This is a genomic window from Pleurocapsa sp. FMAR1 (assembly GCF_963665995.1).
Taxonomy (GTDB): domain Bacteria; phylum Cyanobacteriota; class Cyanobacteriia; order Cyanobacteriales; family Xenococcaceae; genus Waterburya.
Genome location: NZ_OY762512.1, coordinates 3,220,262 through 3,239,733, shown reverse-complemented (window position 1 = coordinate 3,239,733; position 19,472 = coordinate 3,220,262). Strand labels below are relative to the sequence as shown.

The 19,472-nt window shown below is 39.9% G+C and carries 22 protein-coding genes and 3 pseudogenes; 10 read left to right on the top strand and 15 right to left on the bottom strand.

All coding sequences use genetic code 11. The features are described 5' to 3' along the window. Positions 1 to 96 precede the first annotated feature (96 nt). Positions 97 to 753, bottom strand: a complete 657-nt coding sequence (locus SLP02_RS15770) for a lysozyme (protein WP_319421645.1) — start codon at positions 751 to 753, stop codon at positions 97 to 99. Between the two features lie 294 nt (positions 754 to 1,047). Between SLP02_RS15770 and thrC the strand changes: the two genes are divergently transcribed. Both thrC and SLP02_RS15760 read left to right on the top strand, forming a co-directional pair. Continuing rightward, a complete protein-coding gene (gene thrC / locus SLP02_RS15765) occupies positions 1,048 to 2,346 on the top strand; it encodes a threonine synthase (protein ID WP_319421644.1) in 1,299 nt (432 codons plus the stop codon). 81 nt (positions 2,347 to 2,427) lie between these two features. Beyond that, positions 2,428 to 2,703 carry a MoaD/ThiS family protein gene (locus tag SLP02_RS15760; protein ID WP_319421643.1) on the top strand — a complete coding sequence of 92 codons (276 nt, stop codon included), beginning with the start codon at positions 2,428 to 2,430 and terminating at the stop codon, positions 2,701 to 2,703. 130 nt (positions 2,704 to 2,833) lie between these two features. On the opposite strand, the gene SLP02_RS15755 is transcribed toward SLP02_RS15760, so the two are convergent. The 4 genes from SLP02_RS15755 to SLP02_RS15740 all read right to left on the bottom strand — a co-directional run bounded on the left by SLP02_RS15755 (position 2,834) and on the right by SLP02_RS15740 (position 5,738). Further along, positions 2,834 to 3,940: an alkene reductase gene (locus SLP02_RS15755; protein ID WP_319421642.1), complete on the bottom strand. Its 1,107-nt coding sequence runs from the start codon at positions 3,938 to 3,940 to the stop codon at positions 2,834 to 2,836. Positions 3,941 to 4,011: 71 nt separating this feature from the next. Next, entirely contained in the window at positions 4,012 to 4,608 is a 597-nt protein-coding gene (locus tag SLP02_RS15750) for a DsbA family oxidoreductase (RefSeq protein WP_319421641.1), read from the bottom strand. A gap of 88 nt (positions 4,609 to 4,696) precedes the next feature. Then, positions 4,697 to 5,116, bottom strand: coding sequence for a RidA family protein (locus tag SLP02_RS15745; protein WP_319421640.1), 420 nt, complete (start codon positions 5,114 to 5,116; stop codon positions 4,697 to 4,699). Positions 5,117 to 5,210: 94 nt separating this feature from the next. Beyond that, positions 5,211 to 5,738, bottom strand: a complete 528-nt coding sequence (locus SLP02_RS15740) for a VOC family protein (RefSeq protein WP_319421639.1) — start codon at positions 5,736 to 5,738, stop codon at positions 5,211 to 5,213. Positions 5,739 to 5,844: 106 nt separating this feature from the next. Here SLP02_RS15740 and gcvA point away from each other — a divergent pair, with 106 nt between their 5' ends. Continuing rightward, positions 5,845 to 6,756 (top strand): transcriptional regulator GcvA, encoded by a 912-nt coding sequence (gcvA, locus tag SLP02_RS15735; protein ID WP_319421638.1) that lies wholly within the window; start codon positions 5,845 to 5,847, stop codon positions 6,754 to 6,756. Between the two features lie 128 nt (positions 6,757 to 6,884). Here the strand turns inward: gcvA and SLP02_RS15730 are convergent. The 3 genes and pseudogenes from SLP02_RS15730 to SLP02_RS15725 all read right to left on the bottom strand — a co-directional run. After that, positions 6,885 to 7,073, bottom strand: a pseudogene (locus SLP02_RS15730) (cytochrome c oxidase subunit 3); the annotation flags it as partial. A gap of 210 nt (positions 7,074 to 7,283) precedes the next feature. Further along, a pseudogene (locus tag SLP02_RS26725) lies at positions 7,284 to 7,613 on the bottom strand (glutathione S-transferase family protein); the annotation flags it as partial. Positions 7,614 to 7,623: 10 nt separating this feature from the next. After that, the gene (locus tag SLP02_RS15725) at positions 7,624 to 8,949 is read right to left on the bottom strand and encodes an RNA-guided endonuclease InsQ/TnpB family protein (RefSeq protein ID WP_319421636.1); all 1,326 of its coding nucleotides are present in this window, start codon (positions 8,947 to 8,949) and stop codon (positions 7,624 to 7,626) included. A gap of 24 nt (positions 8,950 to 8,973) precedes the next feature. Here SLP02_RS15725 and tnpA point away from each other — a divergent pair, with 24 nt between their 5' ends. Beyond that, the gene (gene tnpA / locus SLP02_RS15720) at positions 8,974 to 9,387 is read left to right on the top strand and encodes an IS200/IS605 family transposase (RefSeq protein WP_319421635.1); all 414 of its coding nucleotides are present in this window, start codon (positions 8,974 to 8,976) and stop codon (positions 9,385 to 9,387) included. A gap of 62 nt (positions 9,388 to 9,449) precedes the next feature. Here tnpA and SLP02_RS15715 read toward each other — a convergent pair. Continuing rightward, positions 9,450 to 9,620, bottom strand: a pseudogene (locus tag SLP02_RS15715) (glutathione S-transferase family protein); the annotation flags it as partial. A gap of 119 nt (positions 9,621 to 9,739) precedes the next feature. Between SLP02_RS15715 and SLP02_RS15710 the strand changes: the two are divergent. Then, positions 9,740 to 10,528 (top strand): transporter substrate-binding domain-containing protein, encoded by a 789-nt coding sequence (locus SLP02_RS15710; protein WP_319421633.1) that lies wholly within the window; start codon positions 9,740 to 9,742, stop codon positions 10,526 to 10,528. A gap of 775 nt (positions 10,529 to 11,303) precedes the next feature. On the opposite strand, the gene SLP02_RS15705 is transcribed toward SLP02_RS15710, so the two are convergent. Beyond that, entirely contained in the window at positions 11,304 to 11,846 is a 543-nt protein-coding gene (locus tag SLP02_RS15705) for a TetR/AcrR family transcriptional regulator (protein ID WP_319421632.1), read from the bottom strand. A 108-nt stretch (positions 11,847 to 11,954) separates the two neighbouring features. Here SLP02_RS15705 and SLP02_RS15700 point away from each other — a divergent pair, with 108 nt between their 5' ends. Further along, positions 11,955 to 12,977: a glutathione S-transferase N-terminal domain-containing protein gene (locus SLP02_RS15700; RefSeq protein WP_319421631.1), complete on the top strand. Its 1,023-nt coding sequence runs from the start codon at positions 11,955 to 11,957 to the stop codon at positions 12,975 to 12,977. A 114-nt stretch (positions 12,978 to 13,091) separates the two neighbouring features. Here SLP02_RS15700 and SLP02_RS15695 read toward each other — a convergent pair whose 3' ends face one another. Further along, a complete protein-coding gene (locus SLP02_RS15695) occupies positions 13,092 to 13,352 on the bottom strand; it encodes a hypothetical protein (protein ID WP_319421630.1) in 261 nt (86 codons plus the stop codon). A gap of 99 nt (positions 13,353 to 13,451) precedes the next feature. Here SLP02_RS15695 and dusA point away from each other — a divergent pair, with 99 nt between their 5' ends. After that, the gene (dusA, locus tag SLP02_RS15690) at positions 13,452 to 14,444 is read left to right on the top strand and encodes a tRNA dihydrouridine(20/20a) synthase DusA (protein ID WP_319421629.1); all 993 of its coding nucleotides are present in this window, start codon (positions 13,452 to 13,454) and stop codon (positions 14,442 to 14,444) included. Between the two features lie 266 nt (positions 14,445 to 14,710). Here the strand turns inward: dusA and SLP02_RS15685 are convergent, their stop codons facing one another. Continuing rightward, positions 14,711 to 15,799 (bottom strand): AI-2E family transporter, encoded by a 1,089-nt coding sequence (locus SLP02_RS15685; RefSeq protein WP_319421628.1) that lies wholly within the window; start codon positions 15,797 to 15,799, stop codon positions 14,711 to 14,713. A 243-nt stretch (positions 15,800 to 16,042) separates the two neighbouring features. Between SLP02_RS15685 and SLP02_RS15680 the strand changes: the two genes are divergently transcribed. Beyond that, complete coding sequence (locus SLP02_RS15680) at positions 16,043 to 17,146, top strand: mechanosensitive ion channel family protein (RefSeq protein WP_319421627.1); 1,104 nt, start codon at positions 16,043 to 16,045, stop codon at positions 17,144 to 17,146. Between the two features lie 118 nt (positions 17,147 to 17,264). After that, the gene (locus SLP02_RS15675; RefSeq protein ID WP_319421626.1) at positions 17,265 to 18,014 is read left to right on the top strand and encodes a hypothetical protein; all 750 of its coding nucleotides are present in this window, start codon (positions 17,265 to 17,267) and stop codon (positions 18,012 to 18,014) included. Between the two features lie 46 nt (positions 18,015 to 18,060). On the opposite strand, the gene SLP02_RS15670 is transcribed toward SLP02_RS15675, so the two are convergent. Next, a complete protein-coding gene (locus SLP02_RS15670; RefSeq protein ID WP_319421625.1) occupies positions 18,061 to 18,393 on the bottom strand; it encodes a type II toxin-antitoxin system HicB family antitoxin in 333 nt (110 codons plus the stop codon). Positions 18,394 to 18,406: 13 nt separating this feature from the next. Next, the gene (locus SLP02_RS15665; RefSeq protein ID WP_319421624.1) at positions 18,407 to 18,670 is read right to left on the bottom strand and encodes a type II toxin-antitoxin system HicA family toxin; all 264 of its coding nucleotides are present in this window, start codon (positions 18,668 to 18,670) and stop codon (positions 18,407 to 18,409) included. Between the two features lie 130 nt (positions 18,671 to 18,800). On the opposite strand from SLP02_RS15665, the gene SLP02_RS15660 reads away from it, so the two are divergent. Continuing rightward, the gene (locus tag SLP02_RS15660) at positions 18,801 to 19,013 is read left to right on the top strand and encodes a hypothetical protein (RefSeq protein ID WP_319421623.1); all 213 of its coding nucleotides are present in this window, start codon (positions 18,801 to 18,803) and stop codon (positions 19,011 to 19,013) included. Here SLP02_RS15660 and crcB read toward each other — a convergent pair. Continuing rightward, the gene (crcB, locus tag SLP02_RS15655; protein WP_413467386.1) at positions 18,999 to 19,457 is read right to left on the bottom strand and encodes a fluoride efflux transporter CrcB; all 459 of its coding nucleotides are present in this window, start codon (positions 19,455 to 19,457) and stop codon (positions 18,999 to 19,001) included. The genes SLP02_RS15660 and crcB overlap by 15 nt on opposite strands. Positions 19,458 to 19,472: the final 15 nt, after the last annotated feature.

Below are 19,472 nucleotides of genomic sequence, written 5' to 3'. Positions count from 1 at the left end.
TTTCTGACCTCTGACCTCTGACCTCTGACCTCTGACTTCATATTTAACTAAGATTTATGTTCGTGCAAGAGGTCTATTCTTCATCCCTACATGCGGCTAAAGGCTTTGTCCCTCTAAAAATAGCTGTCTTTCTGCTTGTCTTCTTCTAGTTAGTCCTGGCATTTGTACCAGTGCGCCTCCGACATTGGCTTTGTCCCAGCGTAAAAACTCATTGGCTGCACCAGCATAATCTTTGGCATTAATTTTTCTGATCAGGGTACTTTCTGCAATATAATCTACGCCCACATTAAAGGAGAGTGAAGCTAATGCACTTAATTGGCGATCGCTCAATTTGACTTTGATAGCTCGATCCAACTCTTGCTGAATTTCTTGCACTTGAGCTTTTAAGGCAGCATTAGCTTGTTCGGCAGAAACGCGATCGCCAACCTGAACTGGTTTACCCTCTATTTGCGATAAGCCATAGCCAATTACAGCCTCACCGTCAGTATCTATATAAGCCTGCCTTTCAAATCCCTCGAACTCCTTGATGAGATTAATTGCTACAGGAGAAATGGGTTTGGGAGTTATCTTTTTTAAGCTTGTCTTTCTAGGAGTTTGCCGAGTTTCGGTTTCTAAATTTTTTAAATTAACCTTTGAGGATCGATCTAGTTTCTGTAGTTGAATTTTATTGACTAGATGAGATTGTGGATCGGGGTTTTTATCTGCGGCGAAGGAGAAAGTTGCTAAAGTTATTGAGCAAACACTAGTCATCATAACCGCGCTATCTAAATATTTATTCAAAATCTGTCGCCAAAATAACAATTTTCTAAGTAAACAGTTTTAGTAGATTACTAAAAAAACAGCGACTAAATCAAGTTGTTTTTGCTTAAAAATTTATATTAATTCACAAAACCTGGGAAAAGTCTCAATTTATCGTTCGTTTTTGCTCTAAAAACCCATTTTTTAAAGTGTTTGTTTATACCCGACCAAAATTATCGGGTATGATTGACTGGTTCTTTTTACCTGTGATACTATCAAAATCACTGTTGACGAAGTAAAAAATAAATCATGACCCAAACACCCATCAAAACCACTAAAGGAAGAACTTTCACCAACCTAATATCCAAAGAAGGTGGTGTAAGATATCCTCTTAAGGCTCTCAATGTTTGCGAAGAAACATTTTCGCCTCTAGAAGTTGAATATGATTACGATGAAATTCGTCGTCAAGTCAGCCGTGAAACTATTGCGGCAGGGCCCAATTCAATTTGGCGTTACAAAGCATTTTTGCCAGTTGAAAGCGAAAATCCGATTGATGTCGGTACAGGCATGACTCCTTTGGTTAAGTCCAATCGTTTAGCTCGTCGTTTGGGTCTAAAAAATCTTTATATTAAAAATGATGCGGTTAATATGCCTACCCTCAGTTTCAAAGATAGGGTAGTGTCTGTAGCCTTGACTCGCGCCAAAGAGCTAGGATTTTCTACTGTTTCCTGCGCTAGTACTGGTAACTTAGCTAATTCGACAGCAGCGATCGCAGCACACGCAGGTATGGACTGTTGCGTATTTATTCCTGCGGACTTAGAGGCAGGAAAAATCATGGGTACCCTGATTTATAACCCTACCGTAATGGCAGTTAAAGGCAACTACGATCAGGTCAATCGACTTTGTTCTGAAGTTGGTAATAGCTATGGCTGGGGTTTCGTCAACATCAATCTTCGCCCTTACTACTCTGAAGGTTCCAAAACTCTTGGTTATGAAGTAGCCGAACAGTTAGGCTGGGAACTACCCGATCATATAGTTGCACCTTTGGCTTCTGGTTCATTATTTACCAAAATCTATAAAGGCTTTAATGAGTTCGTTAAAGTTGGTTTAGTAGAAGACAAAAAAGTTCGCTTTAGTGGCGCACAGGCAGAAGGCTGTTCTCCCATTGCTCAAGCATTTAAAGAAGGCAGAGACTTTGTTACTCCTGTTAAGCCAAATACGATCGCTAAATCTATTGCGATCGGTAATCCCGCAGATGGCTACTACGCTTTAGATGTTGCTCGCAAAACTAACGGCAACATTGAATCTGTTACAGATGCTGAAATTATTGAAGGTATGAAGCTTTTGGCTGAAACCGAAGGTATCTTTACCGAAACTGCTGGTGGTACTACTGTTGCCGTCCTTAAAAAGCTGGTAGAAGCAGGTAAAATTAACCCAGACGAGAAAACAGTTATCTATATCACTGGTAATGGCTTGAAAACTCAAGAAGCAGTACAAGGATACATTGGTGAGCCTCTAACTATTGAACCAAAACTAGACAGCTTTGAACGTGCATTAGAACGCTCTCGTACTCTAGAACGTTTGGAATGGCAACAAACCAGCGTTTAACATTTATCATTTACCATCGATCATTTTTTCCAACTAGGTAAATGGTTCAACTATTCATTATTAAATCTTTTTCTATCGATCATGACCGTTAAAGTATTAGTTCCTACCCCCCTGCAAAAGTTCACCAACAATCAAGCCACTATCGACTGTGCTGGTAGTAATATAGACGAGCTAATTAACTCTCTAGAAACTAATTGTCCTGGTATCAAGGCTCGTATTTGTGACGAAAGCGGAAAGCCTCGTCGTTTTTTAAATCTTTATGTCAACAGTGAAGATATCCGTTTCCTTGAGGGTACAGATACAGCACTAAGTGATGGTGATGAAGTTAGTATTGTTCCTGCGGTTGCAGGGGGCTAAGGTTTAGATTTACAAATTTCGTAACAGTATAATTGGGGTTGGCGTGAGCGCTAACCTTTTTTCTTTTGTGGAAAGTTTAGATATAGTCAGATTAGTTTAACTGTACGCCACTCTAATTAATAATTAGTAATCACGACCCTTCTTTGTAAGTAGAAAAATCGATATAACCTTCTGCACCAGCAGAATACCAAATATCCATCTTTGCATCGGGATTTAGTTCCCAGTTGTTAACAAAACGATCTACTAGATCTGGATTGCTGATATATAGTCTACCAAATGCCACTAAATCGGCATTTCCCGAGGCGATCGCCTGTTCTGCATCATGGCGATCGTAACCACAGTTACCCATTAACACCCCATCATAGATCTTTCTAAATTCGGCGATGGTCATTGGCTCTCCTAATTCATGAAAGCCAAAAGCCAAACCATCAACAAGGTGCAGATATGCTAATTTATAGTTATTTAGTTGTCGAACAGTATAGGTAAAAGCGTCACGGTAATCAGGCGAACCCATGTCGTTAAAATTACCGTTGGGAGAAAGTCTAACTCCTACACTTCCCGCATCCCAAACAGTTAATACTGCTTGTACCACCTCTTTTAAAAAGCGATAGCGATTTTCAATACTGCCACCATATTTATCGTTGCGCTGATTTGTTTTCGACTGCAAAAACTCATCAATTAGATAGCCGTTTGCCCCGTGGATTTCTACGCCATCACAACCAGCCTCTTTTGCATTTGCTGCTGCTTGACGATATTCCTCAATCACTCTGGGAATTTCCTCGGTTTCTAAAGCTCTAGGTGTTTCATAGGGCTTTTTACCGTCAAGCGTATGAGCTTGGGCTCCCTCAATTTTGATGGCCGATGGAGCGATGGGAAGCTGATTATTCGGCTGAAAACTGCTGTGGGATGCTCTACCCGTATGCCATAGTTGCAAAAAAATTGGCGTTCCCTGGGCGTGTACCGCATTAACTATCTCTTTCCAAGCTTCTATTTGTTCGGAAGTATAAATTCCTGGACTATGAGTCCAGCCATAACCTTGCAGAGAGATCGCAGTACCTTCAGAAACAATTAAGCCCGCACCCGTACGTTGAGCATAATATTCTGTCATCAAGGAATTAGGCGTTCTTTTTTCTCCTGCTCGTCCGCGAGTCATAGGAGCCATTACGACACGGTTCTTTAAAAATAAGCTTTTCTCTAAAGGACTAAGAAGATGGGGTACGTTGGTTTTTGATGTCATATTTTTTAAATACTTGATGATTTGGCGTTGACAAATTCCGATTAATCTAGCTTGTGCTGTCATTTCAAGCGTTAATTCGCTTTTGCTGTCTTGATCGCTTGTTGTAAGTTTTCTTTTCGAGGTATACCTAGGAATATTTGTCCTCCAATTACCAATGTAGGTACAGAAGTTACTCCTACTGACTCATAAGCGTGTTTCAAAGCCTGCTGATGAATAGCTTTATATCTACGTTCAATTAAAGCCTGCTTGAATTCTTGTTTTGGCAAACCAATTTCTTCTGCCAACTGTACAAGTACTTCAAGTTCTCCAATATCACGATCTTCTTGAAAAAAAGCTTTTAGTACTCTATCGTTATAAGCCTCTGCCTTGCCATGTGCTTTGGCAAATTGATAACCTTCAAAAGCCGAATGAGTATATGGCTGTGGCGAAATACTAGGTAACTGAATAGAAATTTCCATTGCTTCTGCCAGCGGATAAACAGACTGTTGCCACACTCTCGGTAGGTAATCGTCTTCAGGTTTGAGCGTAGGTGTAGGATAGGGTCTTAACTCGAAAGGCATCCACTCTATTTCTACCTCTTGTTCTTTGGCAACTTTATCTAAAGTCTGTTTTGCCAAAAAGCAGTAAGGACATACGTAGTCCGAATAAACTTTAATTTTAATACTCATTTCCAAATTCCTAATATTCGATGGGAATGACATGGTGGTCACTGACTCTCAGCAATTTTGATGCAGTCAAAAATCTCTTTTATTAAATTCAACCAACGTCGCGACGCACCTCGCTCACTACACCAATTGCTTCGATTTCGATCATTGCTTCTGGCGTGTAGAGTCTGGAAACTTCGACAATGCTATCGGCTGGATAGGGAAGGCTGAAATACTTGCGGCGGAGTTCGACAATTTCATCAAAGTTGCTCATGTCCGTCAGGAAAATGGTCACTTTAGCGACGTTATTGAGGTTGGAGCCACCAGCTATAAGTGCGCGATCGAGGTTGGAAAATGCCTGCTCACCTTGGGCGCGGAAACCACCAGCAACAATCTTTCCGTTATCAGCATAACCAGCTTGTCCTGAAATGAACACTAAGTCTCCAACCTGAATCCCTTGAGATAAAAGAAAAGGTTGATAGGGGTCAGGCTCGGTTGAAATCTGTTTGAGGTTCACGTTAAATTCTTTCATGTTAGTTCTTATGTTAATGGGAAGATTGCTTCGTTACTTTAATTTTTAATACTGTCGTCATCTATGTGCTGTCCTACTAAGGGGCTTCTGGAAATCAGGCTTCAGGCTCTGGGTACTCAAAATCTGGTGGAAAAAAGTAAGTTTCAAAGATGGTGCTGGTGGCATCCTCAGTCCCCAAAAATGCAAAGGTATTTTGCCCCATCCATTTGCCCAACTGGAGCAAGCGAAATCCTCTGGACTCAAACTCCTGAATTCGCTCATTCCAGGGGCGATCGCCACAGTTAAACGCAATGTGATGAATTCCCTGATCGTGCCGATCCAAAAATTTTTGAAAAATCGTCGGTCCAGACAAGGGCTGCATAATTTCCCAGATTACATTTTTGGACTGAGCAAAACAGACTTTAATTGCATATTCAGCGGGGTGTCCTCTGTAAATCTGTTCTGTAACGGTTTCAGCATTAAAGGTGTAAACTCGCCAGGGATCTATACCCAACTGGACAAACCCTGCCATTGTTTGCTGATAATCGCGAGTAACGATACAAATTTCGATGACATCGCCCAGAAAACTATTCGAGAGTTGGGAGGTGTTGATGACCTTAATTGTGTCTAAGTCTGATTCCATAATTTCTTTAAGAATTTCACTTCCTTCTCAAAGTAACAAGGGATAAGGAGGGATTGCAAATTCAATTTGCTCACGTTTAAGATGAGAAAAACTTACCCACAAATATATGCGCTCGCTGCCACCGCTCAACGCCTTGCACACCTTTGAGGTTGCAGCTCGACACCTGAGTTTCCAGCAAGCTGCTGAAGAACTCGATGTCACGCCAACCGCAGTCAGTCATCAAATCAAAGTTCTCGAAGAACACCTGAGAGTAACCTTATTTCGCCGTCGCCCTCGTCCTCTGGCGTTGACTGAAGCAGGGCAACTCCTGTATCCAGCAGTACGCGAAAGCCTGCACGCGATCGCAACGGCGATCGCCCAGCTAACGAAAACTCCAGAATCTAATACTTTGACCGTAAGTGTAACGACGGTGTTTGCAGCCAAGTGGTTGGTTCCCCGTTTATCTGAGTTTCAGCAAGCTCATCCTGACATCGATCTGCGTCTACAAACCTCGAATGATGTAGTAGACCTGAATAAGCAGACGGTTGATTTAGCCATTCGTTATGGCAAAGGCAACTATCCTGGGTTTACCGTCCGTAAGCTCATGTCTGATGTGTTTCTGCCTGTCTGTAATCCACGGTTGTTGGAGGGTAAACATCTAATTAAAAAGCCTGATGATTTAGTGCATTATCCTCTGCTGCATTTTGAGTGGATTCACTTTGGCACAGACGCTCCTGATTGGAAAAACTGGTTTATCCTCACAAAGCTAAACGATATTGACCCAAATCGAGGACTGACATTTGATGAGGAAAGTTTAGCCATTCAAGCCGCGATCGCCGGTCAAGGGGTAGCGTTATGCAGCAATATTCATGTCGCTGATGATCTGGCGTTAGGTTTTTTAGTCCAGCCTCTTAATGTATCGCTAGACGGTTTTAACTATTCAGCAGTGTATTTAGAAAACCACTCAAAAGAACCATTGATTCTAACTTTTGTAGATTGGTTAGTCGAAGTAGCTGGCAGTTTCTTACAACCTACTTGAGAATAAGTCGAGTTGCGATAGCCTTTACCTTTCCCCGATCTCAAATAGGAAATTAATTTTGCACAACTACTTATGTGGGGTAGATATTAACGATACAAAAGTAACCTACTTTTTACTCCCTGTATTTATTACCAGAGATAAATTAGAGAAAACAGGAAGATCCAAAGTACATCAACAAAGTGCCAGAACAAAGAAATTGCCGTTAACCCATAGTGACCATCTCGATAAATACGGGGAATAAAAGAGCGGAGCAGCATGATGGTCAGTAAGATAATGCCAGCAGTAACGTGCAGTCCGTGAAAGCCCGTTAGTAAATAACCTGAGTTCGGGTTAAGCATATTGAGCTAAATCCTTTTCAAGATCGAGAGAAGGCTTCTTAGGCTGATAACCCTTCGGGTTCGGGCGCGTTCCCTTGCTAGGGAATGCTTTCCAATAGCGTTGCGGAGGTTCCCCGACTTGAAGCGACTGAATCAAGACATCATCTAGGTCGCGAAACAATTCTTCTAAAATAAACATGGGATGGGAGTGGCGTACAAGGATATATCTGCAATGGTTAGTGTGTCATTGACTAAAAATTTAGTTTCTGCCAGTTGTCGCTCCATAACAGCAAGAGCTTTGTTACCACCTACTTGTTTAGCCTCAAATTCTTCTCTGCGCGCTTCTGGTAATCCAAGATATTTAGCAATAAATCTAGCTACCGCAATATAAGGTTCGTGGCTATATTGTTCAAAGAACTGCCACTTGAGAACATTGGCTCTTGACCATGGCTCATTAGGTAAATAGCTGGTGTTGTGTGCTAAATAGTTAAGTATTGCATTAGACTCCCAAAGACATTTTCCTGAAGTCAGATGAACTACTTACACCAAATCAAAGATTTGGTGTAAGTTTCTGACGCTTCAACGCCCCAAGTTGCTTCATGCTACCGCAGGAAGTAGAGCTTGACGACTCTTTATGAGCAGGTAAACTACTCGCGTCTGTAGAGGCAAGTTCCTTACCCCTAGCGTAATTAATCATAACCATTGCTGCTGCTACATCTCTGTCTAATGGTTGTTGGACACCGCAATCGCAGACGTGGAATCTCTCACTCAAGTTCTTTTTGCGTTTGGCGGCACAGCCTGGACAGGTCTGAGATGGAGCAAGCTTGCGAGTAGGCACTTCGATGTAAATGCCACCCGCTTCGGTTACTTTGTACTTAATTAGGCTTTTTAGATTACCTATCCCAACATCTAAAAGGCTACGATTGAGTCCAGTTTTCTGAGCTTTTCTCTTACTGCCTTGTCTTGGTGCGCGTTCCCTTGCGCCTAACGGCGACGCGGGGTCGCACCGCTTCTTAGCTTTACGGGTTAGGTTTTTTAGGTTTAATTTTTCTGTGGCTACGAAGCTATTACAGCTAACTATGTCTGAAGCCAACTTGTGTTGCCAATCTTGTCTTTGTCTGGCTACTTTTGACTGTATTTTAGCTACAGCTTTATTAGCTCTTTTCCAGCGACGAGAGGCTTTGATTCTCTTTTTCCAGTTAGGAGTGCGCTTCCTCCTTCCTTTTTTAGCCAGTCGGTTAACTTGTTCTTGAGACTGCTTAACAAACCGAGGATTATCAACAATCGTACCATCACTATATGCAACTGCATGATGAGTCCCAAAATCCAAACCTACTGCACCATTACCTGTTTGTATTCGGCTTGGTACACACTCAACAGTTATTGAAGCATACCATTTGCCTTGCTTGAACAAAATGGTGCAGGTCTTTGGAACGCCCCAGTCACGGGCTTGACCGCGCATTTTAACGTTACCTAAGTTTGATAGCTTGAGATAACCATTTTTACCTGAAGTACAGGCTTTCCAACCAGCTTTACAGGGATACGTCCAACCTTTATACAATCTAGAAGACTTGAATTTGGGATATCCTGACTTGATTCTAAAGAATCGTAGGAACGCAAAATCAACCCGTTTTACCGTCGCCTGAAGAGCATGAGAGCCAAGCTCTTTGTACTCAGTCCAGCATTCTTTAAACGCTGGTAAGCAGTTCTGTTGGTCGAAGTAATCTATCGACTCGCCAAACTGCTTGTACTGGGTAGTTCTATGAGACACACAGGCGTTGTAGAGCAATTTATGCAGCTTCCTCCAGTAGTGCAGTTTATTGTTCTGCACCACACTGGGATAAAGCCTAAAAGTTACTCTACGGGTTATACTCATAGGAGTATTGTACTTTAGTGTGTTATGAAAAACAATAGCTTAAATAAGGCTAGAGGCTGTGTTTATCGACTTAGTGTACATATTGTTTTTGTAACTAAATATCGGCGCAAAGTAATAACTAAAGAAATACTTGACGACTTAGAAAAGATATTTACTAGGTTATGCGAAGGCAAAAAGTGTCAGTTGACTAGTTTTAATGGAGAAGAAGACCATTGCCATTTGCTCGTAGAAATGTACCCAGATATTGCTCCATCGAGGCTGGTTAATACTCTAAAAACCGTCTCTAGTCGCTTGATACGTAGAGACTATCAAGCGCACCTAGATCGGTTTTATCATAAACCAGTTTTTTGGACTGGTGCATATTGTATTGTCTCTACAGGTGGCGCACCATTAGAAATAGTAAAACAGTATATAGAGTCTCAAGACTCGCCTATTTAAATCCTGGTCGTCGCTAACCCCCACCAAGCTAACGCTTGGAAGGAGAATGCGCTCCGAGTAGGTTCAAGTACAGGAATTTTACCGCTGGGGTTCTTAGCTATAAATTTCTCGGTTCTCGTCTCACCTTGCAGGATGTCCAGTTCTATCCACTGATGCTCAATTTCAAGATGATTCATTAGCAGCTTGATTTTGTAGCAATTGCCAGACTGAATATCTCCATAAACTCGATACACTCACATACCTCCTTTTAATAGTTTTTAATTTTACTGGATTGAGGAGTTGAAATTTGAGTTGTTCAACAAAATTACCATTGAGTGTTAAATTTGCTTCAGCAAACAAATGCAATAGCAGAATGAAACAAAGACTTTTAAGTCTGGTTACGGCAATATCTTCGACTAGCTTGGCGATCGCTTTTTTAGCAACTAACCCGCAACTAATACTTGCAGAGGAATGGTCAGAAATTGCCTCAAGAGGAGAACTAAAAGTCGCTGTAAAAGATAATTTGCGTCCTTTGGGCTTTATCAATAAAAAAGGGAATTTAGTTGGGCTAGAAATTGATATTGCTCATAAGTTAGCAGAAGAATTACTCGGTGAGGCTGAGGCGGTAGAGTTTTTACCTGTGACTAACAAAGAACGTTTGCAGGTAGTTCTAAACGATCGAGTAGATATGGCGATCGCCAGAGTCGCCCTTACTTCTTCCCGTAGTAGAATAGTCGATTTTAGCCCTTATTATTATCTTGATGGCACAGGCATCATTACCAAAAACGCTGAAATTAAGAATATTAAAGGTTTAAACAACAGCAAAATAGCTGTACTAGAAAATTCGGCAACTATCGCCGTAGTCAGAAATAAACTACCCAATGCCACTTTAATTGGTGCAAAGTCTTATCAAGACGCACTACAGCTAATTGAAACCAAACAAGCTGATGCCTTTGCCGCCGATCGCTCTGTACTTACAGGTTGGATACAAGAATATCCTGCTTATAAACTTCTTCCAGAGAGGATTTCTGGGGCAGCATTGGCAATTGTGATGCCGAAAGGTTTACAGTACCAGGAACTACGTAATAAAGTCGATCGGGCGATCTATCATTGGCAAAAATCGGGTTGGCTACAGCAAAGAATCGAATATTGGGGACTGTAAAAAATATTGTTATTTCGAGATCATGCTAAAGCTTTTTTTTGCTTTAAGATTCAATATTTGCGATGTGAACAAAGCTCTATCTTTGGTAGCACACTGGTGGTAAACACATGGACAGAAATAACTACAGTTAATTATTACTGACCTCTTTCGAGACCCCCTAAAGGGTGAGACAGTTTGCTTATGCCGGTGAAACCTTTCGACACTTTGCTCGCCCTCGACAACCAAGGGGTACCCCCCGCAGGTACCTCAACGGGGGGAACCCCCCTTCGGGTTCGTGCCTTTGCTCAAGTCGGGGAAGCCTTTCAGCATTTGCTCATGGGGGAAACCCCCAAGACCGCAATGCTTCACCAACGCAACTGCCTCACCGCAACGGTTTTGTCTCCCAACGGGTCACAGACGAGGCGTGTTTTGCGAGACAGTCCGTTGGCGGGGTTCCCCCGCTTAAAGGAACTGTCGAGGTTGGGTCAGAGTATTCTGTCCCAACAGGCGAGTGGAACAAGCCCCCTAAACGGGGGCGTTTCCTCGCCTCAAAAACTGCCGTCCGCAACGCAAGTGTCTCACCACCGCAACTGTCTCACCGCGTCGGCGGTAAGAGGGCAGACCCCGCGTCGCCGTCAGAGCGGGTGGAAACGGCTCCGTCCAGGAGCCATGTTCCACACCCGCTAGCAAGGAAACGCTGCCCTAGCAAGGGAATGCTCGAATTGACCTCTGACCTCTGACTTCAAGCATCAACGTTGAATTTAATTTTGTCCAATTACTTAAGCCTTGTCGCTAATTAACCTAACAGCTTTTCTGGCAAGCTCTTGATTACTCGATTAAAAGGTTCGGTATCATCTAAAATTCTAACTAAAATTAATGCTCCCTGAATTGTGCCAATGGCATCTTGCGATCGCTTTTGGGCAATTTCTGGTTCAATCTTTGCATCGATCAAAACTTGAGCTAAAGTTTCAATGATCTGTTGGAGTTTTGCTTTTACTCTCTCGTGAAATAGTTTATCGGCTTCACCAAAAGACATAATAGCTAAAAAACAAGAATTTTTTCCATCGTTATAAAAATCTTGCAGACTCTTGCACATAGCTTGAATTTTCGCTTCTGGTTTATTTTCTCCCTGTAAACTTTTCAGTACCACATCGCTAAAACAACTACCGACATATTCAAATACAGCAGCAGCCATTTCTGATTTACCACCAGGAAAATGATGATACAGGCTCGCTTTGCCTAAACTACTGGCTTTTGAAAGCAAAGATAAGGTTGCACCTTCATAGCCATACTCTCTAAAAGCGGGAATTAATTTAATTATCGCTTGTTCTTTAGACATGAAATTTAAGCCGTTTTTTAGGTACTCTTGTTAGTCATATTTACATTATACCGATTGTTCGGTACAATAATTGTGTACAGAACGTTCGGTATAAAAAAATCGAAAACCATGAAAATTATTGATTACGAACATATAGGCATTCGTGTTAGCGATCGCGCTTTAGCTCTGAAATTTTACGAAAAACTAGGATTTATCGAAGAAAGATATTTTCCCAAACACCAAGCAAGCGAGTTAGTTACAGCCGATGGCGTTTATATTAATTTGATTTTTAATGGAGCAAAACGCTTACGCAACATTCTCATGGACGAACCCATCAAGTATCCAGGAATTACTCATCCAGCCTTTGTTGTCGAAGATATCGATCTGCTACTAAAAAAATTAAAGCAAGAGAATATTCAAGTCACAGAGGGACCAATATATCTTGGAGAACGCCGTCGAGTCTGTTTCATCCGCGATCCTGATGGCAACGTCTTAGAATTTGACCAAATCTATCCATCTAATATCAAACAAGATACTCAAAATATTTCGACTATGAAACTATACGATTTAGAACTTTCAGGAAATTGCTACAAAATACGTTTATTTTTATCCTTGCTTAATATTGAATATGAGCTAGTAAGCGTTGATTTTATGGGTGGACAACACAAATCACCAGAATTTTTGCAGTTAAATCCATTGGGACAAATTCCAGTGTTAGAAGATGACGGTCTAATTTTGAGAGATTCCCAAGCAATTTTAGTTTATCTAGCTAAAAAACATGGCGGTGAAGCTTGGTTTCCTAGCGATGCACTAGGAATGGCAAAGGTAACTCAATGGTTATCCATAGCAGCAAACGAAATTGCTCGTGGTCTAAATGATGCAAGGCTCAACAAAAAGTTCGGCCTTGCCGTTGATTTAGAACTGGCACAACAAAAAGCAGAGTCAATTCTAACTATAATCGAACAACATTTAAACCAACATCAGTGGTTAGCCTTAGATCGCCCTACCATTGCAGAGATCGCTTGTTTTCCGTATATTGCTTTAGCTCCAGAAGGCGGTGTAATGTTAGATAAATATCCTGCTATAAATCAATGGTGCGATCGCATCAAAAAACTACCATTATTTATTGAAATGCCTGGAATAAGTAAGTAAATTATTTGATGCTGATTTAATAGATGCGATCGCCTTCTGCAAAATAGCGATCGCATCTATTAAACTAGATTATGGTCGTATAGTTTGAGAAATACCCACTCAGGTTCAGTTCAATTAGGTATAGCTATTTATATCCTCTTGTAACCAAGCCTCAACTGGTTTGCCGTCTTTGCGACGCAACTCAATTTCTCGCATGATGATTAATCCCGATCCTGGCGGTGCAGGTTTTTCATGAAATAAAATATCATAATCATCAGGGTTTTCATTTCTTTCTCTCAGCCAGTCTTGCACCTTAATAGCACAGAAAAAAGACTGCCCTTGCTCAAACATACGACTGATTTGCATCGACAGACTATGAATATTTAAACGAGCCATAAGCTTATAATTTTTTTAGTTTGATGAGATATATCTAAAATATTAGCAACTGAGGCAAGGCGAGAACTACTATCTAATCAGCATTAGATAAATGGCACTATGAACAGCAATAATTTAAACAAACAAGCCATTGTTAATAATCCTCTGAGTATTGCGCCAATGATGGATCGTACAGATCGTCATTATCGTTATTTTATGCGTCAAATCAGTCGTCGCACTTTGCTGTACACAGAGATGATTACTACCCAGGCAATTATTCATGGCGATCGCCATAAGCTATTAGATTTTTCTCCCGAAGAAAAGCCTTTGGTATTACAGCTAGGAGGAGATGATCCTATTCAGTTGGCAGAATGTGCCAAGATTGGCGCAGATTGGGGCTACGACGGTCTTAATTTAAATATTGGTTGTCCTAGTCCCAGGGTGCAAAACGGGAACTTTGGTGCCTGTTTAATGACCCAGCCAGAATTAGTCGCTGCGGGGGTAGAAGCGATGCAAAAGGCAGTAGATATCCCTGTCACTGTAAAACATCGTATCGGCGTAGACGAGTGCGATCGCTATGAAGACATGGTTAACTTTGTGCGTATTGTCTGGGGGGCTGGCTGCACTAACTTTTCGATTCACGCGCGTAAAGCTTGGTTACAGGGTTTGAGTCCTAAAGAAAATCGTCATGTTCCTCCATTGCGCTACGAAGATGTGTATCGTCTTAAACACGATTTTCCCCATCTTTTTATTGAGATTAACGGTGGTATTGCTAATATTGAACAAGCGAAAACACACCTTCAGTTTGTAGATGCAGCTATGATTGGCAGGGCTGCCTACGATCGTCCCTATATTTTCGCTACGGTAGATAGAGATATTTATGGAGAAGACACAACTCCTTTGACACGTCAGCAGATTGTTAAGGCAATGATTCCCTACATTGACTATTGGATTAATAGAGAAACAAGACTTAATTCTATTAGCCGTCATATGTTACAGCTATTTGCTGAGCAGCCTGGGACAAAAGCCTGGAAACGCTATATTAGTCAACACGCTTGTTTACCTGGGGCAGATTCTTTAACTATTAATGCTGCTTTAGCTGAAGTTGGCTAGGGGAAAATAACAGACAAATAATATGAATTCCAAAAAAGAAAGATATGAATCAGGTGACGGGGTGACGGGGTGACGGGGGGAACCTTCGGTTTTATCGATATCCAAGTCTCCAAGTCTCTAAGTCCCCAAGTCCCTAAGTCCCCAAGTCCCCCAGTCCTCCAGTCCCCCAGTCCCCCAGTCCCCCAGTCCCCAAGTCCCGAAGGAATCAAAATTAATCATTTGTAGCAAACATTTAAGTATTTCATATAATAACTCACACGCTTAGGTTATTTATTTGATAATCTATTTTTTGCTTTTGATTTGTGAGGAATAAAGCCATATTTATCTGATTTTGGCTGCCAAAGATCCAAGATATCTTTAACTACTATTTCTTTGAGCCAAACTTGAGCCACTACGGTAATCGGTAGAGCCAAAAATAAGCCCAGAACACCAAAAAAAACGGCAAAAGCCACTTGAGAAAGTAAAGTAATTGCAGGCAACAAGGATACCTGTTTCTTCATCACAATAGGAGTAAGAATATTGCTTTCAACTTGTTGAATAACAACATAAAGAATGACCACGGCTAATGCTTTCCAGGGCGCATCTAGCAAAGCCATTGCTGTTGGGGGAACAACACTTAAAACAGGTCCTAAGTTTGGTATAAAAGTTAACATTCCTGCTAATAAACTGTTTGCCAAAGGTAGCCTAACTCCCAATGCCCATAGCCCAATACCGCTTAAAATAGCAATAACCGCCATATTGAACAGTATGCCGATTGACCATCCCCCTAAATTTTTTTCACACTTTTTCAAGATGCTTTGAATTCGGCGACGATAAAAAGCAGGAAACATTAATAAGAAAACCTGCTTATAAGGAGTAGGACTAACCAGCAACATAATCGTTACTACTATTACTAATAGTGAATTAAGAAATACTGCTAATGTGCTAGAAAATAGATCGAAAAAATTACTAACTAATCCATTCATCCAGGATCTAAGATTTTGCGTTAAAGCTTCTATACCCTGAAAATCTTCAATTAACCTATTTGGTAAAAAGTTACGTAACCATTTATTCCAACCATTAAGCTTTTCTAAACCATCAGGAACTAAAGTAACTAGCTCTTTAAATTGTTCAATGAAAGGGGGTATAACTAAAGCAATAAAGCCAACAATAAATATTAATATTCCACCAACGGAAATGGCGATCGCTATTCGGCGATTTAATTTAAATTTTGCTTGTAATAGCTTGACAAGTTGATTAATTGCCGTGGCAAAAACGACCGCAGCAAAAGCTAGCAGCAAAACCTGTTTAATTCGCCACAAAATATAAAGAGCAATTAAAATAGCCAAAAAGCCGACTAAAGTTCCTAAACGCATAAGCTAAATTTATTAATACAAGATTATTGTAATTGAATATAGTTGTCGCATAATAAACTGTCGTCTTTCTTTAGATGATTTTCTCATCTAGTTAATAAAGATTTACAAAGACATTAAAGCTTGGAAAAATATGCCGATTTGGATGTAGGCAAATTAATTAAATCGATGTAATGATAGAGCCAAAATTATTTCATTAGTGAGAAATAAATACAGGCACATATTTAGATTTGGCTAAATTATTTTATGAACCTAAATTTTCTATCGTGGGAATTATTAAACAACAAACTAGGAGACTATTTGCTAGCTCTAGCAATCTTCTTATCCTGCATTATTATCATTAGAGTAGTCAAGCTTTGGACATTTAAAAACTTAAGCAAATGGGCAGCTAAAACTGAAAATATTTATGATGATGCAATTGTCAGAATTTTAGAAAAAAATTTCATGCCCATTACTTATATTGGTAGTATTTATTTAGCCATTAGCAATTTAACTTTACATCCGATCTTAAGTCGCGTAGTTGAGGTTTTAGTAATTCTCGCCTCAACAATATTGGCTATTAGATTACTAACGGCGATCGCAGAATATGCTGTCAAATTATATTGGATTACCTATCACCACGACAATGCCAATATAGAAAATAGTATTAATGCTTTAGTTCCCGCAATTAAAGTTGTTGTTTGGTTAATTGGAATTATATTTTTATTAGATAATTTAGGCTTTAATATCTCGGCGGTAGTAGCTAGTTTAGGAATTGGCGGTGTGGCGATCGCTCTTGCTTCTCAAGGCGTATTACAGGATCTATTTAGCTACTTTTCAATCCTCTTAGATCGCCCTTTTGAGTTGGGAGATTTTATTATTGTGGGCGATTATTTGGGTACAGTCGATTATGTGGGCATCAAAACTACAAGGTTAAAGAGCATCAGTGGCGAAGAAATAGTTATTGCCAATACAGATTTAACTAGTTCTCGGATTCGCAATTTTAAACGGATGCGTCAACGTCGAATAGTATTCAAGTTGGGCGTAGTCTACGAAACCAGCACAGAGCAATTAGAGCAAATTCCTGCTGTATTAGAGCAAGTTATTAATCAAACTCAACATACAGTTTTCGATCGCGCCCACTTTTCAGGCTATGGAGAGTATTGCTTGGAGTTTGAAGTGGTCTACTTTATTGATAGTAATGATTACAGTATCTATATGGATGCTCAACAGCAAATTAATTTGGGCATCAAATCTGAATTTGCTAAACATGATATTGAGTTTGCCTATCCAACTCAAACAAATTACTTGGGCAGTTTACTTACAGATTTACAAGACATTGAGTCAGAAATCATGAAGGTACAAACTTAATACCATTTATCGTTTTATCGTTAGTAAATGGCGATCGCACACTTTATTGAATCTTAGACTTCTGCACAAATTCAAAACTTTGGTTAATAATAAAGTCAAAAGCCAAGCGTGTTCGATCATGAACCTTAGCCTGATTAGTTTTTATGGTGATAAACCTGTTCAGTTAATTAACCTAATTCAAAAGTTACAAACCCGTCTTACAAATCAATTAATTAAAGATAAATTTGTCCCCTATCAGCTAGAACAGATTCACGGGACAATTATTGGCTGCGAAGGCTATAAAACTGAGGCTGGGGTAATTAATAAATGGTTTTATGAACGTAGAGAAGAAACCAGATATATAGATTTTCCTGGTTTAGTCAACTATCTCCAGAATCGAGTTGATTTTCCTTTAAATATAAGGTTTGGAGGGTGCGATCGCCATACCGATTACAATTTTCTCAGTCGCAACCAACATCTTTATGAGCGTTCTTTTCAACTCCAACCAGCAGACAATCAAACTATACCTGTATTGATTGGTTGGTCATGGTTAAATAATAGCGTCTCTCTGGCAATAGATAATCTGCGCCGTGACTTACAGCAATTTGGTCTGCTGCATAAATATCATACGACTGCTGACGATATAGATAATGACTTTTATCTACGTTTAGGAACTATTGATGCTAAGTTAACCTCAGCAGAAATTCAAGCTATCTCTATAGAAATTCGCAATTGGCTGGAAACTCAACCCGCTTTACATATCCCAGTTACTATCAACGATTTAGCTTTTGCTCAATATCAAGATTTAACTCTGGCGACGGCAACGACTAAAATATTTCCCGTTGCGAAAATTACCCCTAGTCAACTTGAACAACTGTATTTTTTTTAAATGAACAATTAGCGAGTTTTGCAAAAAATGAAGGTAATTTATATTTTTACAAATTACTAGCTTTTATTGCTTCAGATAAAACATCATCCATCCAGGCATTAATACTCTTGTTAGCTTTTTCTGCTGCCAAATAAATTTGGCGGTGACGTTCTCCAGATGTTCTAAAAGGTAGCTTACCTGAAAAAGATTTATCTGGCTTTTCGTTGATTTCAGCGCACCATTCTAAGTAGTCATCTACGGAATTATGAAATTCTTGTTCCAACTCGGCTACGGTATTAGCTTGAAACGTAATTACATCTTTAATATCTAATACTTTGCCAAACAAGATTCCTTCTATTTCATCTATTTCAGTAGATGCTGTATATCCTTTGTATTTCATAGTTGGTTTTGAGTTAATAATCGTGATTGTTCACGCCAGCATTAATTAAAAATTCCTGTACTGATTTGACTGCACCCTTATTTGTTTCTCTTTCTGGATGAGGGTTGTGGAACACCGCTTTAACTCCATTTAAAGACACTCGAACTCTTGAGCCTTTTCCCTGAGAAATTGTGCCTCCGAGAGCTTTAAATAAGCTTTCTATATTTATCCATTTAATATCAGAACGAATGGGGGTAGAGAAAATAGCAGCAAGAGTTTGACGTTGCTTGCTATTCATACACTGCTGCTCAAATCAGTCATATTAATTATTTCACATTTTAGCGTTGCTGATTTTAGGTATGAAACCGAAAGTAACGCCCACATTTCAATTGCAATCAATTTTATGATATTATATCTTGATATCATTTTTGAGCAATGATTTGCAAAATATCCAAGATATAAAAGCGATCGCAACTGACATTCTCGATATACTTGAAGCTCAACCATCTTTAGATATTTCGATTAGAGAAAATTTAGCTTTTGCTCAATATCAAGATTTAACTCTGGCGAGCGCGACAACCAAAATATTTCCTATTGCCAAAATAACCGTCAAACAACTAGAGCAACTATATTCTAAGTAATCTAGCTGTAATAATTCCCAGATAAAGCACAACAGAACCCAATACAGCACTACCTAGCCAATATATAAATGCTTCATTTAGCTGAGAATCTCGTATTAGACTAATACTATCAAGCTCATAAGTCGAAAAAGTAGTATAAGAACCCAAAAACCCGACAGCAATTAGTAAACGCATCTCTGGAGAAATTAATAATGCTCTTTCGAGTACTAGAGTTGTTAATAGCCCCATTGCAAAAGAACCAGTTAAATTAATAAATAAAGTTGCGTAGGGGAAGCTTGTGCCAAATCGTTGAGCTAGCCAAATGCTCAAATAATAACGGCTGAGAGAACCAGCGATCGCGCCTAAGCTGACGGCTATGGGATTACGTATTGACGATTTTTCTAGCACTTCAGGAATAAAATGTGGTGCAACCGTGATTAGATGAACTAGGTTATGCAAAATTATCACTTAGTCTAACGT